A 16,040-nucleotide genomic window follows, 5' to 3' on the forward strand; every position below is an offset into this window, starting at 1 on the left:
AGGAGAGAGTGAACATGAGCATGCGAACGGCAATACTGAGACTGCTGATCCGTAATGCGCGCATGTCGTACGCAGACATGGCGCGGGAACTTGATTGCTCCCGCGCCTATGCCCGGGAGCAGGTCCAGAAGCTGGTGGATGACGGGGTGATCGAGCAGTTCACGGTGGTGCTGAATCCGGACAAGCTCGGCAAGACCATTTCCGCCTTTCTCGACGTCAAGGTCACACCCTGGCGTCTGGAGCAGACGGCACGGGAGCTTTCAGACACGCCGGAGGTGGTAAGTCTCTACATCATGAGCGACATGAAGAGCCTGCACATCCACACCCTCACCGACTCCCCGGAGGAACTGGACCGCTTCCTGCGCGAAAACCTGCTGGGCAAGGAGTACATCACCGACCTGGACTGCAAGATGCTGATGTCCCGCGTCAAGCACCGGCGGGGCGGGCCCCGCCTGTGAAGCCGCGTGCAGGGATGGACAGCCGATTCAGCCGGTGATCGTGGTGTAGAGCATGCTGAGGGCGGTCAGGAACAGAAACACGGCGAAGGCCCGCTTCAGCCGCGCGGTGTTCATGCTCACTGCCAGCTTCACGCCCAGCGGCGCGCAGAGCACGGTCAAAGGAGCAATCAAGGCAAAGCCCAGCAGGCTTACGTAACCCAGGCTGAACGGCGGTGTCGCCTCGACACCCCAGCCCGCCCAGATGAAACCGATACAGCCCGGCACCGAGATCACGGTACCGATGGATGCCGCCGTACCCACCGAGCGGTGGATGGGAAAGCGCAGCGCATCCAGGATGGGCACGCTCAGTGTGCCGCCACCGATACCCATCATGGTGGATGCAGTGCCAATAAATCCGCCGATGGCGTGGGGAGCGGCGCCCCCCGGCGGCTCATTGGTGAGCTTGGGCGGCTTGCCGCCGCGGAACATGTTCAGGGACACAAGGATCGCGATCACACCGAAAACACCGGTGAGCACACGACCGGAGACCAACGCACTGAGCGTGATTCCCAGGAGTACGCCGATGAACAGGCTCGGCAACAGCTTGCGCAACATCGGCGTATCCACGGTGCCGTGCTGGTAATGGGACCAGGCCGATCGCAATGAGGTGGGCACGATGATGGCCAGCGAAGTCCCCACCGCCAGATGCATGCGCACCGAGGGATCGATATCCACAAGCGTGAACACGTGGAACAGAACTGGCACGATGACGATACCGCCGCCAACGCCGAGCAGGCCCGCCAGCACTCCAGCCACAACGCCAGTGGCAAGCAGGGCGATTGCCAGAGCGAGCAATTCGCCCCACAGCATGCCTTCCATCAGTCAGTTACCCCGGAAAAACAAAAAACAGCGCTACCGCCGGCCTATTCCCTGCCGACGGCGCAGAAGCACTCAGTTGACACCTGCAACAGCACCGTCGCAGCGCGGATCCGAGGCGCCGATGATACCGCCATCGGCGTCGAGAATCAGCATGCCGGCATGACCCATCATGCTGTTGCATGCGGGTACCACATCCACGAGATGACCAAGCCGGCGCATTCCGTCGATGACCTCGGCGGGCATGTCGTCCTCGATCTTCAGGGAATCGGTACCGCTGCCCCAGGTCCGACCAAGCAGCCAGCGCGGTGCTGCCACCGCCTGTTCGGGCGTGTAACCGTGCAGGATGGCCCGGGTAAAGATGGCCGCCTGGGTCTGCGGCTGCCCCTCGCCGCCCATGGTGCCGTAGACCACAGTCCGGCCATCACCCAGTTGAGCAATTGCGGGATTCAGCGTGTGGAAGGGGCGCCGCCCCGGACCGAGGGCGTTGAGCGCGGTCTCGTCGAGATCGAAGCTGCAACCACGATTCTGCCAGACCACCCCGGAACCCGGGGCAACGATCCCGGAGCCGAATTCATGGTAGGTGCTCTGGATGAAGCTGACGGACCGCCCCTGGGCATCCACGGCGCCAAGCCAGACGGTATCACCGGCACCACGGGACGGTGGCCACGGCGCTGCCTGCTGCGGATCGAACTCCCGGGCCATGGCCGCAACGCGCTCCGCCTGCAGAATGTCCATGGGATCTTCCGGCAGGCGTGACGGATCGGTGACGACACGGTCCCGCACCCGGAAGGCAAGCTTGGTGGACTCCACCAAGGCATGCAGATACTCCAGCGTCTCCGGCTTGTGGGGATGCGCGGCGCTGATTTGCTGATACAGACCGAGAATCAGTATCGAGGCCAGGCCCTGGGTGGGCGGTGGCATGTTCTGCAGTGCGCCCACCGCGGTATCGAGCACCAGCGGACGGACACAGTGTGCCCGGTAATTCTGCAGATCGGACAGGCGCAGCGGGCTGCCCGCCGCCTCCAGGCCCGCGGCGAGCATCGTCGCGATCTCGCCGCGGTAGAAGTCATCGAGGCCTGCGTTGACGAGACGGCGCAACACATCTGCCAGATGAGACTGAACGTAGTGATCACCCGCCTCTGGCAAACGACCATCAATGAGGAAGGTCTCATCGAACTCGGGGCGACCGACCAGCTCATCCTGCTTGCCGGACAGGGTCTCTGCCTGGGAGCGGGTCACGGTTATTCCGCTGCCGGCATGGGCAATGGCAGGTGCCAGCAGGCGCGATAGCGGCATGGTGCCACCCCAGCGCCAGCGCGAGTGATCCAGCGCCTCGCTCCACCCGGCAATGGTGCCGGCAACCGTATTGGCGGCCAGTCCGCCACGATGGGGAATACGCCCGGTCTCGCCACGCTCACGATACCAGGCCGGCGTTGCCAGTGCCGCGGCGACGCCACTGGCGTCGATACCGAGCGGCGGGCGACCTGGCTCCTGGATCAACCAGAAGCCATCGCCGCCGATGCTGTTCATGTGGGGATAGACCACGGCAATACTGGCCGCAGCGGCAACCATGGCCTCCAGCGCGTTGCCGCCCTCCCCCAGCACACCGGCGCCGGCTTCCGCCGCCAGGTGATGGGGTGCGACCACTGCCGCGCGCAGTGGTTGGGTATTGGCTTTCATGACGCAACTCCTCTAGGCGGGACCGGCAGAGCCGGCCCCGGTAATATTGTGATTCTATCTGCCATCTACCAGCCGATAAGCTCGGGTAGCCAGAGCACCAGACCGGGGAAGGCAAGCAGCAGGCCCACGGCAATGACCTGGATCAGCACGAAGGGTATCGCACCGCGATAGATATCCCCCGTGGTGATCGACGGCGGAGCCACCCCTTTCATGAACAGCAGCGACCATCCGAATGGTGGCGTGAGGAAAGATGTCTGAAGCATCATGGCAATGAGTATGGCGACCCAGACCATGGAGATATCGGCAGTGCCCGTCAAGAACGGCAGGAACAGCGGCACGGCAATGAACGAGATCTGAATCCACTCAAGGAAGAAACCAAGCACGAAGATCAACAGCAGCATGAAGATCAGGGTGGCGTACATGCCGCCCGGTACCCAGTCGAACATGGCCTCGATGAGGAACTCGCCGTCCAGCCCACGGAACGCCAGCGCGAACACCTGGGAGGCAATCAGCACGAAGAAGATCATGCAGCTGATTCGGACCGAGGTGCTAACGGTTTCGCTGAACACCGGCCGGGTCAGACGACCGGAAACCGCGGTCAGCAGGAGCGCGCCGACGGCGCCGACAGAAGCCGCCTCGGTGGGTGCGGCGATACCGCCGATGATCGAACCCAGCACTGCAATGACCAGCAGCAGCGGCGGTATGACCACCTTGCAGACGTCCTTGAACAGCTCCAGTCGGTTGATGGTCGAGCGCTCCGCCTCGTCGATGGCGGGCACGTCCGCGGCGAAGAAATAGGCCAGGCCCAGCAGGTAGATGAGGTACATGCCGGAGAGCATGAGGCCGGGCATCAGGGCGGCGGCGAACAGACTGCCCACGGAGAGATTCATGATGTCCGCCAGCACCAGCAGCACCAGGCTTGGCGGAATGATCTGCCCCAGCGTACCGGCAGCGCAAATCGTGCCGCAGGCCACGGTCTTCTTGTAGCCGCGACGCACCAGGGTGGGCAGCGCCATCAGGGTCAGCGTAACGATCGCCGCGCCCACGATCCCCGTGGCCGCACCCAGCAGCACCCCCACCAGGATCACCGCCAGGGCCATGCCACCGGGCAGGCCACCGCAGAGGTGACCGATCACGTCGAGCATGCGCTCGGCAATCCGCGAGCGCTCCAGCATGACGCCCATGAACACGAACAGCGGGATGGCCAGCAGCGTAGTGTTGTTGATCACGCCGTAGATGCGCGAGGGCAGCAGCTCGAACAGCCAGCCGTCAAAGCCGATAAAGCCGAACAGGAAGCCGACGGCGGCGATGGCGAAGCCCACCGGCATGCCGGTGAGCACCAGCACGAAGAAGGCAATGATCATGCCCAGTGCATAGTATTCCAATGGCATGGTCAGGCACCTCGCGCGTAGTGGAAGACGAGACGCCGACCACAGGCCAGCGTCTGCCGCAGGGCCTCGATGGCGACGAAGACGAAACCAACCACAATCAGGCCCTTGGGAATGAAGCGCCAGGGCAGCCCGCCGGAGTTCGGGGAGCGTTCGTTGCGCAGGTAGGACGTCTCAGCAAAAGGCCAGCCGTAGTAGACGATCAGCAGAGCGCAGGGCAAGGCGACGACGATGGCGGTGAGCAGATTCAGCCACAGCTTGCCCACCCGGCTGAAGCGGTAGGAAAAGATGTCCACGCGCACGTGGTCATCGAAACGCATGGCGTAGGCGATGCCCAACATCGCGGTTACCGCCATCAGGTACCACTCCAGTTCCTGGGCCCAGGTGGCGCCAATACTGAAGAGATAGCGACCGAGCACATTGCCGAAGACCAGCGAGACCATCAGGACCATGGCGATGCAGGCAAGCAGGCCCGCGAAACCGGTCAAGCGCCGCAGGCCCCACTCAAGGCGTAGCGTCCAGCGCAGCATAAGGACTTCTCCCGGACGCGCAGCATGGCGCCCTGTTGTTTTGCTGTTGGAGGTATAAACACGGGAAAGCCCGACACCCGGCTTGATGGGGGCGCCGGGCTTCCCGACAGGCGGATGGCGTCGATCAGATCATGTTCTGACCCATGTCGCGCAGGCTGGTCTGGAAGATGGTTTCGCTGTCCTGCTGCCAGCGGTCGTGCTTGATCTTGAAGTCCCAGAAGGCGTCGTTGACCTTCTTCACCAGGGGATCACGGTCGGCCTCGGTGGTGAGGATGTCGCGGGTCGCCTCGAACAGGGCGTTGATGACATCGTCGGGCATCTGCCGGAACTGCACGCCATGGTTGTTCACCAGGTCATCCAGGGCCTCGCCGTTGCGGGCCTCGAGCCAGGTATGGGAGATGACGTTACAGGCGGCTGCAGCGTTGCTGATAACGGCCTGCAGGTCTTCCGGCAGCGAATTCCAGGCATCCTTGTTGATGATGATCTCGCTGGTGGTGGACGGCTCGTGCCAGCCCGAGGAGTAGTAGTAGCTCGCCGCGTTGTGCAGGCCGAGTTCACGGTCCAGGTAGGGGCCGACCCATTCCGCCGCGTCGATGGCGCCACGCTCGAGGGCCGGGAAGATTTCACCGCCGGGCAGCAGGCGGGCATTGGCGCCGACGGCGTTGTAGACATCACCGGCGAGGCCCGGCATGCGGATGTTGAGGCCACGGAAGTCGTCCATGCTCTCCACCGGGTCACGGAACCAGCCCATGGGCTGCACGCCGCTGCAGCCGACGGCAAAGGGCTTGAGGTTGAAGGGCTCATAGACCTCTTCCCACAACTCGTTGCCACCGCCGTGGTACAGCCAGGCGTTGAAGCCCTGGAAGGTCATGCCAAAGGGCACCGTGGTGAAATACTGGGCGGCGAAGGACTGGCCGGCCCAGTAGTAGGAGCAGCCGTGGTTAAGCTGGACCTGGCGACCGCTGGAGGCGGCGTCGAAGCCGTCGAAGGCGGGGATCAGTTCGCCAGCGGCATAGACGCGGATGCGGATGCGGCCCTGGGACATCTCTTCAACGCGGCGAGCGAAGTCGGTGGCACTGCCAGGGCCCGTCTGGTAGTACGGAAGACCAGCAGGCCAGGTGGTGGTCATGCGCCAGTTGAAGGTCTCCTGCGCCTTGAGGATCGCCGGTGCGCCGATGGTGCCTGCCGTGGTAGCAGCGGCAGCGCCGCCCAGCTTCAGGAACTTGCGTCGGTTAAAAGCCATGTTGGTCTCCCCTCATTATCCGGAGGTCATTTCGACTCGCGGCATGCGAATCACTGGGGGAGTTGTTGAGCAAACCTTGTACCAACCGCGGACAGGGTCGGCAATGTACTGTTTTAACGATGTAATTTCTGCCGTGACAGCGCATTGCCTGACTACGCTGGCGCACCACCGTGGAGCGCTGATACGGATGGATCCGGTCGGAACGGGGGGCGGCCCGCCCCTGCATCCGACAAGAACCCCGTAGGAATCCCCTTACAAACGGCCAATTTCGGACTATTCCGGATCGACAAACGTCGGACCCGAAAAGTGCGGACCCAATATGGTGCGCCCGCCCCCTCGTGGTGCGTTTTTTTAGCCTCTTTTGGTGGCTTCAGGTTCGAAACAGTGGCAGGTGGGCCAGCGCGATCACGTCGTCCATGGCCTGCTCGCCCTCGGTGCAGATCGCGGCCACGCCCACCACCTCGGCATGAGCCTGCTCCATGAGCGAACGCATGCCCTCCAGTGTGGATCCGGTGCTCACCACGTCGTCCACAAGCAAGACCCGCCGACCGGCCAGGAGGCGGCGGTCTTTCTCATCCAGATACAGTGTCTGGGTCGACCCGGTGGTAATCGAGACCGTGCGCGATTGTAGTGCATCCCCCATGTAGGACTTGTAGCTCTTGCGCAGAACCACATAGGGGTGGCCGCTCTGAACGGACATGGCATGCGCCAGGGGGATGCTTTTCGCTTCCGGGGTGACAATGAGATCGGGATCGAGCCCGGCGATCCGGCGGCAAAGGCCCGTGGCAGCGGCCTCCACCAGTTCGGTATCCCCCAGGATGTTGAGTACGGCGATGCTCAGGCCCGGCTCAATGGCAAACAGGGGCAAGCGGCGTTCGACACTGTCGATACGCAAGGGGTAAGTGTCGCGGGCTTCGCTCATGCCTGGCGTCCATTGGCGAATGGTGAAGCCTTTAACTTAACCGCTTTGCCATGGGCATTTCCATGCCCGACCCACGATGCTACCAGGCACGCACCAGGTCACCGATCCGCACCATGGCAGCCGCCTCGGGCTCCAGCACCAGCACTGCATGCCGGGGAGACACCGACTCCACCCTTGCCATGCCGATGGGCCGGAAGCCGGTGAGCGGCTGGGCCCGGTCGCTGGGGCGGTATTCATTGGTTGCCACCAAACGCAGGTCATCGCCGCGCTTCAGGCCATCGAGGGCACCGGCTTCCACCAGTATCCGCGCGCCGTCAACATGTTGCACCGGCACGGTCAGCGGCTCACAGAGCATGCTGCCCAGGGCATCCTCCGCCAGTGAGGCTGCGGCCTCCTCCATGGCTGTCCCGTAGCGAGACTGCCAGAAGCCATGGCCCAGTCGCCCGTTTCGCTGACGATTCTCCCCCGCCACCATCACTTCGTACTGGTGGCGGCCGATGAGTCCTCCGTCCACCGCATCGTGGACTTCAAGCTGGACCTGCAGGCGGCGGCGCTGCCCGATGGCAATGCGACGACTGTCCAGCCAGGGCAGTTCCGCCGCGGGCTCACTGACCGAGAGATCGAGAAAACGCCCGGACACCACAAACTGCGCCGCCAGACGATGCCCGGTCTCGCGCACCGTGATCGCCGTGGCCCGCTCGGGCAGGCCCAGCGGCGGCTCATCGACGGACTGAACACGAACCTGGCCGCTGGCCTCCAGGTTGTCCGCCACGCGTTGGGCGAACAGCCCGCCCACGCCCCAGAGGTCGCCACCTCCGGCACCCGATTCAATGGAGAAGGTCGACACCGCAACGGCCTTGCGATATGGCACGAAGCCCGCCGGGCCGACGTCGCAATCCTCGCCTAGCACCGAGCGATCGGCCCCTTGCCACGCCGCACAGCCAGTCAGGCTCACTCCTGCCAACAGCGAGACCAATAGCCACCCCATGCAACGAAGCCCACCTGACACCTGCCGCACCTCCCCACCGTTGTCTCCTTGAGTTAACGGCGGGGGCAGCGGAACCTGAATAGCAGACACCAGCGAAGGCACCAACTCGGCTTTCGCATGCGCCCCCATTAGAGAGACACTGTTGTCTTCCCGTGAAGCTCCGAGGCGAGCAGCCCATGTCCGATGCGCCGTTCTACCGTGAATACCTGGATTACGCTGCCCTGACCCGGCAACTGCAGCATTGGGCGGAACGCCATCCGGACCTGGTGCGACTGCAGTCCCTGCAAACCACGCCAGAGAAGCGGGAGATCTGGCTGCTGACCATCGGGCTGGAACCGGAGAGACCGCGGCCGGCGGTGTGGGTGGACGGCAACATGCATGCCGGGGAGCTGGCCGGCTCCAGTGTGGCGCTGGCCATTGCCGAGGCGGCAATCGCCCTGCACATGGATGACGACCCCCAATGGCCGGATCACCTGCTGGCACAACTCCGTGATGTGCTGTTCCACATTTGTCCGCGTATTTCGCCGGACGGTGCCGAGGCGGTGCTGACCCGGGGCGGCTTTGTGCGCTCGGTACCACGCAATCCCGGCCGACAGCCCCTGGAAGCCTGCTGGGAGCCCGCGGATCTTGATGGAGACGGGCGCTGCCGTTTCATACGCATGGAGGATCCCGCCGGCGATTTCGTCGCCTCCGCCGATCATCCGGGGCTCATGTTGCCGCGGGTTGCCGACGATCCACCACCCTGGTACCGGCTGTTCCCGGAAGGCGAGATCGTCAACTGGGACGGTCGCACTATCCCCGAGCCCGCCTTTCTGCGGCAGACCACGGACCTGAATCGCAACTTCCCCTGGAACTGGGCGCCCGAGCCAGCCCAGCTGGGTGCTGGCGACTATCCGGGCAGCGAGCCGGAATCCCGGGCCATCATCCAGTTCGCCACTGCCAACCCGAATCTCTACGCGTGGCTCAATCTGCATACCTTCGGCGGGGTCTTTATCCGACCGCTGGGCGAGAAGCCCGACAGCGACATGCATGGCGGTGATCTTGCGCTGTACCGCCAGCTCGAAGCCTGGGCAGAGGAGGACACGGGCTATCCCACGGTGAGTGGCTACGAGGAATTTACCTATGAACCGGGCAAACCACTGCATGGTGACCTGACCGACTTCGCCTACCATCAGCGCGGCTGCCTGGCGGAAGTCTGCGAGCTGTGGGACCTGTTCACCCGACTCGGCCTGCCGCGACCGAAACGCTTTGTGGACTATTACGCATCGCTGTCCCGGGAGGACATGGAGGCTCTGGCCGGTTGGGATGCGAAGGAGAACCGGGGACGTATCTTCCGCAACTGGACCGCCATCGACCACCCGCAACTCGGGCCAGTGGAAGTCGGTGGGCAGGATCCGCTGATCGGTCTCTGGAACCCCCCGCCGGAGGCTCTGCCGGGACTCTGTCGCGGCATGGCAAGGTACTGGTTGCGGGTCGCGGCGATGCTGCCCCGGCTAGTCATCGAACGAACCCAGGTCACCACGCTGGACGGCGGCAACTACGCGGTGGAGGTGGACGTCGCCAATCACGGCTACCTGGGAACCTGCGGCATCCCCTCTTCCCGGGACCTGCCCGTCAACCATCCGCTGCGCGCCAGCCTGGTCACTACGGGCTGTAGCCTGTTGGCCGCCGAAGACAACGCCCGGGAGATCGGCCAGCTGGACGGCTGGGGTCGGGGTGTCGGCGACGGCAGCCACATGCCCTGGTTCCAGCGCTCGGTGGGCAACCGTCGCCGGGAAACGCTGCGCTGGATTGTCCGCGGCGAAGGCACGGGCACGGTCCGGGTCGGCAACCAGCGGCTTGGGTGGGTAGAGCGGACGGTGGCGGTGGGTGAAGGATAACGACACATGCCATTGCCGTTGCGGTGCGTTACGCGCTGCGCGCTAACACACCCCACGTTCGGCCGTGCCCGCTGTAGGGTGTGTTAGGCCGAAGGCCGTAACGCACCGACCCGGCGATAGCGATGCCCGCCCCGAGCCCAAGGCACAAACGCCAGTCCGGACAACACGCCACTAAACCCGGGCCCCCGTGCAATCCACCACCGCGCCGGGCCCCACGGCGTAGACCCGGTCGCCTGCTGCGGGCTTGACCGGATGACCGCCGGTGAAGCTGCCGAAGCTGGGCAGCACCGTGCAGCCCGACCGCACCCAGAACACCGGCAGACGCAAGCGATCGGTGCGGCCGCGAAGTCGTAACACCGGGTGCAGATGCCCGGCCAGCACATGCGCTCCCGGTACCTGCATGGGCTCATGGGCGAGCACGAAGGGCCCCAGGCGCTGCTCCGCAGCAGACCAGACGAGGTTCCAGCCCGGATCCGGCGCTCCCGCATGGCGATCGTGGTTACCCACGATGACGGTGATGGGCAACTCCCCATGACACCTGCGCCAACGGGCAAACAAGTCCAACCAGGGTTCGTCCACCTCGGGACGCGCATGGAAGAAGTCACCCAGTATCACTAGTTGCTCTGGCCGAAAGCGCGCAATCAACTCTCCCAGCCGGTTCAGATCATCCTCGGTGGTGCCACTTGGCAGCGGAATACCATGGCGGCGAAACACGCCTGCCTTGCCGAAGTGGGGATCGGCAATGAGTAGGCGCCGCCGCTGCGGCAGCCACAAGGCGCGCTCCGGCAGCAGCTCTGCCGGTTCTCCTGCGATGTTTACGCTTAACATGGCTCGCGATTCTACAACGGTGCGGATTTTAAGCTGAGGTTCAGTTGCACGGCGGCAATCTCCAGGCTGACCCTGAAACAGAAGGAGAAGACCCATGAAACGCATGCTTGCCGGCTTGCTTGGCCTTGGACTGCTGATACCCGGTGCAGCCATGGCCGATCGTCTCAGCGAACGCGCGCTGATCGGGGGTGCCATCGGGGGCGCCGTTGGCAGCTATATCGGTGCCGAGTTCGGTGGTCGCGACGGCGCCATGGTCGGCGGTGCCCTGGGTGGTCTGACCGGGGCCGGGCTCGCCACCCAGCGCTACAGTCACGCGTCCACAACGCATCGTCACTATCATACGGCGCCGTCCAAGCGGCACTACCACTACACACCACCGCGGAAGCATTACCAGCCGCCGCGGCGCCATTACTCCCGTCACGGCCACCAGCCACGTTACGGTCACCGGCATGGTCGCGGGCATCGGCAGCCCCAGACCCATTACCACTACCATTATCACCAAAGCCGGGGCCGCGGCCCGGGTCCGGGCTTTGTGCCGCCGGGTCATCGGCGGTAAAGACCAGGGAAGCAGTTCGTTGAGCAGATGTGTGCGGGTGGCGACCTGGCGCCACCCGCACCCGCTTTCCCGGACTCAGACGTGCTTCTCCAGGCTCTGCAGCATGTTCTCCACGCGTGTTTTCCAGTCCTCGTTGCTGACCTGACTCTGAATTCGGCTGACCCACAAGGGGAATGCCAGAGGGGTCAGCCGTTCCGGCTCGCGCAGGACGATGCGGCGCGTCCCCACGGCCGCCAGAGTGGCTCGCAGCCGCTGCAGTTCGAACTGCCCCTCGAACAACTCCCGTTCGGTTTGCTCGAGCAACAGGTTGTCGGCGTCGTACCGCGCGAAGACATCGAAAATCAGGCCACTGGAGGCCTGGATCTGACGGGTGGATTTGCCGCTGCCCGGATAGCCCTGGAACACCAGCCCGGCGACCCTGGCAATCTCCCGGAAGTGACGACGCGCCATCTCCGATGCGTTGAGACAGGCGCGCAGGTCATCCAGCAGGTTTTCCTCGGAGAAGGCTTCCGCAAGGAGCAGCTCATCGGTGGGCGGCAGCTTACGCGACACCACCTCGAAACCGTAGTCATTCACCGAGTAGGTGTAGGTCGCCGGATGTTGCCGGGTCAGTCGCCAGGCCACCAGGGCGGACAGGCCCTCATGCACCAGACGTCCGGCAAACGGATAGACGAACAGATGCTGGCCCTCACGGGATTTCACCCGCTCCACCAGCAACTCATCGGCACGGGGCAGGCAGGACATGCGCGCCTGCGCTTCCAGTACAGGCCGCACCGCCGCAAGCTCCGGCTCATCGAAGCGGCCCTCGCCGGCAGCCTGCAACAGCGCCCGCACACCATCGGCAAGCTGGGTGGACAGGGGCATCCGGCCACCCATCCAGCGCGGCACCGCCGTGCCCCTGCCCTTGGCCGCCCGCACGGTGGCGGTCATGTCCCTCACCCGCACCAGCTCAAGCAACCGGCCGCTGAACAGGAACTGATCCCCGGGGCGCAGACGGCTGATGAACGTTTCTTCCACATAGCCCAGCGCGCCGCCGCGCTGGTAGGCGACGCGCATCATGCTGTCGGCGGTGATGGTGCCCACAGCCATTCGATGCATCCGCCCGATACGCTGATCGATCACCCGGTAGACCCCGTTCTCCACCACCACCTTCCGATACTGGGGGTAGGCCTTCAGCGTTGCCCCGCCGGTGGTGATGAAATCCAGTGCCCAGTGCCACTCGGCCTCGGTGAGGTCGCGATAGGCATGGGTTCCCCGAATTTCGGCAAGCTGGGCCTGCTCGGTGAAGCCGGGCCCGAGCGCCAGGGTCACGAGGTGCTGAAGCAGGACATCCAGCGCCCGGGTCAGCGGTTTTCGCGCCTCCAGCCGACCAGCCAGCGCCGAGCGCCGCGCTGCGGCGATCTCCACCAGTTCGAAGGCATGGGTCGGGGCGCAGAGCACGGCACTCTCCGCACCCGGCTGGTGACCACTGCGCCCGGCCCGCTGCAGCAGCCGGGCGATGCCCTTGGGGCTACCCACCTGGATCACCTGGTCCACCGGTGAGAAGTCCACGCCCAGATCCAGGCTTGAAGTCGCCACCACACAGCGAATCGTCCCGGCACGCAGCCAGTCCTCGACCCGTTCCCGCAGCTTCCGATCCAGGGAGCCGTGGTGCAGGGCAATCTGTTCGAGCCAGTCCGGTCGCGCCTCGAGCAGCGCCTGATGCCAGAGCTCCGCCTGGGCACGGGTATTGGTGAAGAGCAGTGTGGTGTCGGCTTCTTCCAGCGCGGCGATGACTTCCGGCAACAGCTTCGTGCCCAGATGTCCTGCCCAGGGGAAGCGCTCCATGGCTGCAGGAATGAGGCTTTCGATGCGCAGGCGCTTGGGCAGCACACCTTGAATCAGGCGGCCCGGTACACCACCCAGCAGGACGTCGCGGGCCTGATCCAGGTTGCCCAGCGTGGCGGAAAGCCCCCAGGTACGAAGCGCCGGGCAGAGACCGCGCAGGTGCGCAAGGCACAGTTCCAGTTGCACGCCGCGCTTGCTGCCCAGCAGTTCGTGCCATTCATCCACCACCACGCAGCGCAGGGCGCGAAAGCGCTCATGGGCGTCGCGATAACTCAGCAGCAGGGACAGGCTCTCCGGCGTGGTGACCAGCACCGCCGGCAGGCGTCGGCGCTGCCGGGCCTTGACCGACTGGGCGCTATCACCGGTCCGCCGCTCCACCGTCCAGGGCAGTGCAAGTTCGGCGGCGCTGGCCTGCAGGTGTGCAGTGGTATCCGCGGCCAGGGCGCGCAGCGGCGTGACCCAGAGCACCTGTAGCGGCGGTTCGCCCCGGCCCTGGTCCGGCGGCGTTGCCAGGCATTCCAGTACCGGGCCGAACCAGGCCGCCAGGGTCTTGCCCGTTCCCGTTGGCGCATGGACCAATCCGCTCTCGCCATCCCGGTAGGCGGACCAGGCCTCGCGCTGAAAATCGAATGGCATCCAGCCCCGGGCCTGGAACCATTCCTCGATGGGAACGTCGGTGGAATACATGTGGGCTCCGTATGCTGTAACGGTGGAAAGACCGCTACGGATTGGCAGACGTTCAACCGTGACTGTTCACTCTGGTCATCCGCCCTGCCCCATGCCATGGTGTGGGCAGTTTCGCCAGCCGAGGGTTACCGTGGTCAAGCGATCGTCGATGTGGTTGTTCCTGCTGCTGTCCATCCTGGCGGCGGACGCCCCGGCCAGCGATCGCGCCGTGGCCTTCCAACAGGAGAAGCGCTGGTTCGCCGGCTTCGCTGGCGCCACGACCCAGGCGCGATTCACGGTGGAGGGCGATGCCGGTAGCAGCGTCACCAGCCTGGACGATGCACTCTACTTGCGAGCAGGCCGCTTCGGCCGCCCCATGCGCTACGGAGTCGATCTGATGCGGGTTCGCTTTGACGAGGCGGAAACCTGGACCGTCACCGGCTTTCTCGACTATGTGATCTCCGGCGGCGATCTTCTCAGCGGCTATATCGGTATCACCGCCGGCGGCAGCACCCTGCGCTGGCGCGATAGCGATCCCTTCGACGGCGGCGGCCGCTTCGGCGCCCGTGGCGACCGTGTGAACAGCCCGGTTGCAGGCCTGCGGGCCGGAGGGCTTATCGAGGTGACGGAGATCGTTCAGGTGGAGATCGGCTATCGGTTCCTGTGGACCAACTTCGAGGATGACTTCGATGACGGTACGCTCAGCGGCAGCGTCGAGGGGCGGAACCAGCGGGCCATCCACGCCGGCGTCAATTTCAGGTTTCGCTAACCGTAGAACGCGGACCACGGGGGAGGCATGAAAACACAGTCGCTTGCTGCTGCACTGCTGGTGATGCTGCTCACCGTCGGCCTGCCCGCAACGGCTCAGGCCGACGAGGGTGGCTGGTTCATCGGCGGCGGCCCGGTGCGCTACACCCTGGATTTCAACGTCGAGCGCCCGGAGGGCCGCAGCACCGGCACAGACCGTGAAACCGGCGGCGAGATCCGTCTTGGCTGGCGCGGACCGCGGCACCGATTCCACGGCGGCTTCGGCACTTTCAGCGCCGATGACTACCGGCTGCAGGTAGGCACGCTGAATGCTGACGTCCTCTACCCGGTGCGGAACTACTTCAAGGTGCTGGCCGGCGGCAGCCTGGTGCTGGCGCGACAGAACTGGGACAGCGGGGCAATCGACGATGACACCAGCGCCGGGCTCGGTTTTCAGATCGGCGTGTTGCTGCCCCTGGGACGCCACGTGGATCTGGAACTTGCCTACCGGCAACTGTTCACCCGCTTGCGTACCGACGTGCCCGCCAACGGGGACGGCGACATCCGCTACAACGCCGAGCGCATCGGCAGTACCCACCTGCATATCAACATTCGTTTCTAGGAAAAGCCCGGCCTCGTTCTGACCCCTACCCGCTACCTGCGCCCCATCATGGTGCAGCGCAGGATTGACCGGGGCGCGCATTGGCATTAGTGTATTCGGTATACAGAATGCAGACAAAAGAGACCAAGGAGCACCACTGTATGGAACGCATTGATGCACCACAGCCTTTGCCCATGCTGGTTTACAACGCCATCGTCAATGCCATCTGTGAGGGCACGCTCAAGCCAGGAGAGCGCCTGACGCAGGAGGAAATTGCCGAACGGATGGATGTATCCCGGTTGCCGGTGGGTCAGGCTCTGCAGCGCCTGAAGTCAGAAGGCTTTGTCTGCAGCGCCGGACGGCGCGGCGTGAAGGTGGCACCACTGAACCCTGTCATGGTGCGGGAGCTCTACGAGTTCCGCAGCGGGATCGACATGCTGGCCACTGGGTTGGCTGCTCGGCGGGTCACGGCCAGACAGCGGGCCCGGGGCCGGCGCATTATCCAGGACGGCTGGTCGGCATTGGCCGCCGGTGACGTCGCCATGCTGATCGGTGCGGACATGGACTTCCATCAGCTGATCTACGAGATGTCCGGCAACCAGGTGCTGGTGGACGCCATGGCGTCTCGCTGGAACCACGTTCGCCGGATCATGACCGCAATCATCGACGATACGCGGAACCAGACCCGAATCTGGGAAGAACACACCGCCATTCTGGAGGCCGTGCTCGAAGGCGATGCCGCGAAGGCAGAACGCCTGGCCCGGGCCCATGTAGAGGATGCCGCCGGCTGGCTCGAGGATGAGCTGAGCCGCAGTCAGGACGAACAACTGCAAACCGGCTAGGGCCGAAAAGCCGGTAACAACCGTTA

The 16,040-nt window shown here is 64.6% G+C and carries 15 protein-coding genes; 6 read left to right on the top strand and 9 right to left on the bottom strand.

The annotated features are described in order from the left end of the window. Positions 1-14 precede the first annotated feature (14 nt). On the top strand, positions 15-458 hold the full coding sequence (locus tag J2T57_RS10865; protein ID WP_253477915.1) for an Lrp/AsnC family transcriptional regulator: 444 nt from the start codon (positions 15-17) through the stop codon (positions 456-458). 27 nt (positions 459-485) lie between these two features. On the opposite strand, the gene J2T57_RS10870 is transcribed toward J2T57_RS10865, so the two are convergent. From J2T57_RS10870 to J2T57_RS10900, 7 genes are all read right to left on the bottom strand, one after another. Then, positions 486-1,316 carry a sulfite exporter TauE/SafE family protein gene (locus tag J2T57_RS10870; RefSeq protein ID WP_253477918.1) on the bottom strand — a complete coding sequence of 277 codons (831 nt, stop codon included), beginning with the start codon at positions 1,314-1,316 and terminating at the stop codon, positions 486-488. Positions 1,317-1,388: 72 nt separating this feature from the next. Further along, the gene (locus tag J2T57_RS10875; RefSeq protein WP_253477921.1) at positions 1,389-2,996 is read right to left on the bottom strand and encodes a gamma-glutamyltransferase family protein; all 1,608 of its coding nucleotides are present in this window, start codon (positions 2,994-2,996) and stop codon (positions 1,389-1,391) included. Between the two features lie 65 nt (positions 2,997-3,061). Continuing rightward, positions 3,062-4,387 (bottom strand): TRAP transporter large permease, encoded by a 1,326-nt coding sequence (locus J2T57_RS10880; protein ID WP_253477923.1) that lies wholly within the window; start codon positions 4,385-4,387, stop codon positions 3,062-3,064. A gap of 2 nt (positions 4,388-4,389) precedes the next feature. Beyond that, a complete protein-coding gene (locus tag J2T57_RS10885) occupies positions 4,390-4,914 on the bottom strand; it encodes a TRAP transporter small permease subunit (protein WP_253477926.1) in 525 nt (174 codons plus the stop codon). Between the two features lie 124 nt (positions 4,915-5,038). Next, entirely contained in the window at positions 5,039-6,157 is a 1,119-nt protein-coding gene (locus tag J2T57_RS10890; protein WP_253477929.1) for a TRAP transporter substrate-binding protein, read from the bottom strand. A gap of 370 nt (positions 6,158-6,527) precedes the next feature. Next, on the bottom strand, positions 6,528-7,079 hold the full coding sequence (locus J2T57_RS10895; protein WP_253477932.1) for a phosphoribosyltransferase family protein: 552 nt from the start codon (positions 7,077-7,079) through the stop codon (positions 6,528-6,530). Between the two features lie 79 nt (positions 7,080-7,158). Continuing rightward, positions 7,159-8,067 (bottom strand): flagella assembly protein FlgT middle domain-containing protein, encoded by a 909-nt coding sequence (locus J2T57_RS10900; RefSeq protein WP_253477935.1) that lies wholly within the window; start codon positions 8,065-8,067, stop codon positions 7,159-7,161. A gap of 152 nt (positions 8,068-8,219) precedes the next feature. Here J2T57_RS10900 and J2T57_RS10905 point away from each other — a divergent pair, with 152 nt between their 5' ends. Continuing rightward, on the top strand, positions 8,220-9,947 hold the full coding sequence (locus J2T57_RS10905; RefSeq protein WP_253477938.1) for a M14 family metallopeptidase: 1,728 nt from the start codon (positions 8,220-8,222) through the stop codon (positions 9,945-9,947). 171 nt (positions 9,948-10,118) lie between these two features. Here J2T57_RS10905 and pdeM read toward each other — a convergent pair whose 3' ends face one another. Then, on the bottom strand, positions 10,119-10,775 hold the full coding sequence (gene pdeM, locus J2T57_RS10910) for a ligase-associated DNA damage response endonuclease PdeM (protein WP_253477941.1): 657 nt from the start codon (positions 10,773-10,775) through the stop codon (positions 10,119-10,121). Positions 10,776-10,869: 94 nt separating this feature from the next. Here pdeM and J2T57_RS10915 point away from each other — a divergent pair, with 94 nt between their 5' ends. Further along, positions 10,870-11,331: a YMGG-like glycine zipper-containing protein gene (locus tag J2T57_RS10915; RefSeq protein WP_253477944.1), complete on the top strand. Its 462-nt coding sequence runs from the start codon at positions 10,870-10,872 to the stop codon at positions 11,329-11,331. Positions 11,332-11,406: 75 nt separating this feature from the next. On the opposite strand, the gene J2T57_RS10920 is transcribed toward J2T57_RS10915, so the two are convergent. After that, positions 11,407-13,845, bottom strand: a complete 2,439-nt coding sequence (locus J2T57_RS10920) for a ligase-associated DNA damage response DEXH box helicase (protein WP_253477947.1) — start codon at positions 13,843-13,845, stop codon at positions 11,407-11,409. Between the two features lie 130 nt (positions 13,846-13,975). On the opposite strand from J2T57_RS10920, the gene J2T57_RS10925 reads away from it, so the two are divergent. The 3 genes from J2T57_RS10925 to J2T57_RS10935 all read left to right on the top strand — a co-directional run bounded on the left by J2T57_RS10925 (position 13,976) and on the right by J2T57_RS10935 (position 16,014). Further along, a complete protein-coding gene (locus J2T57_RS10925; RefSeq protein WP_253477949.1) occupies positions 13,976-14,593 on the top strand; it encodes a hypothetical protein in 618 nt (205 codons plus the stop codon). A 27-nt stretch (positions 14,594-14,620) separates the two neighbouring features. After that, the gene (locus J2T57_RS10930) at positions 14,621-15,193 is read left to right on the top strand and encodes an outer membrane beta-barrel protein (RefSeq protein ID WP_253477952.1); all 573 of its coding nucleotides are present in this window, start codon (positions 14,621-14,623) and stop codon (positions 15,191-15,193) included. 140 nt (positions 15,194-15,333) lie between these two features. Next, positions 15,334-16,014 (top strand): GntR family transcriptional regulator, encoded by a 681-nt coding sequence (locus J2T57_RS10935; RefSeq protein WP_253477954.1) that lies wholly within the window; start codon positions 15,334-15,336, stop codon positions 16,012-16,014. Positions 16,015-16,040 lie beyond the last annotated feature (26 nt).

It is taken from the genome of Natronocella acetinitrilica (assembly GCF_024170285.1).
GTDB lineage: Bacteria > Pseudomonadota > Gammaproteobacteria > Nitrococcales > Aquisalimonadaceae > Natronocella > Natronocella acetinitrilica.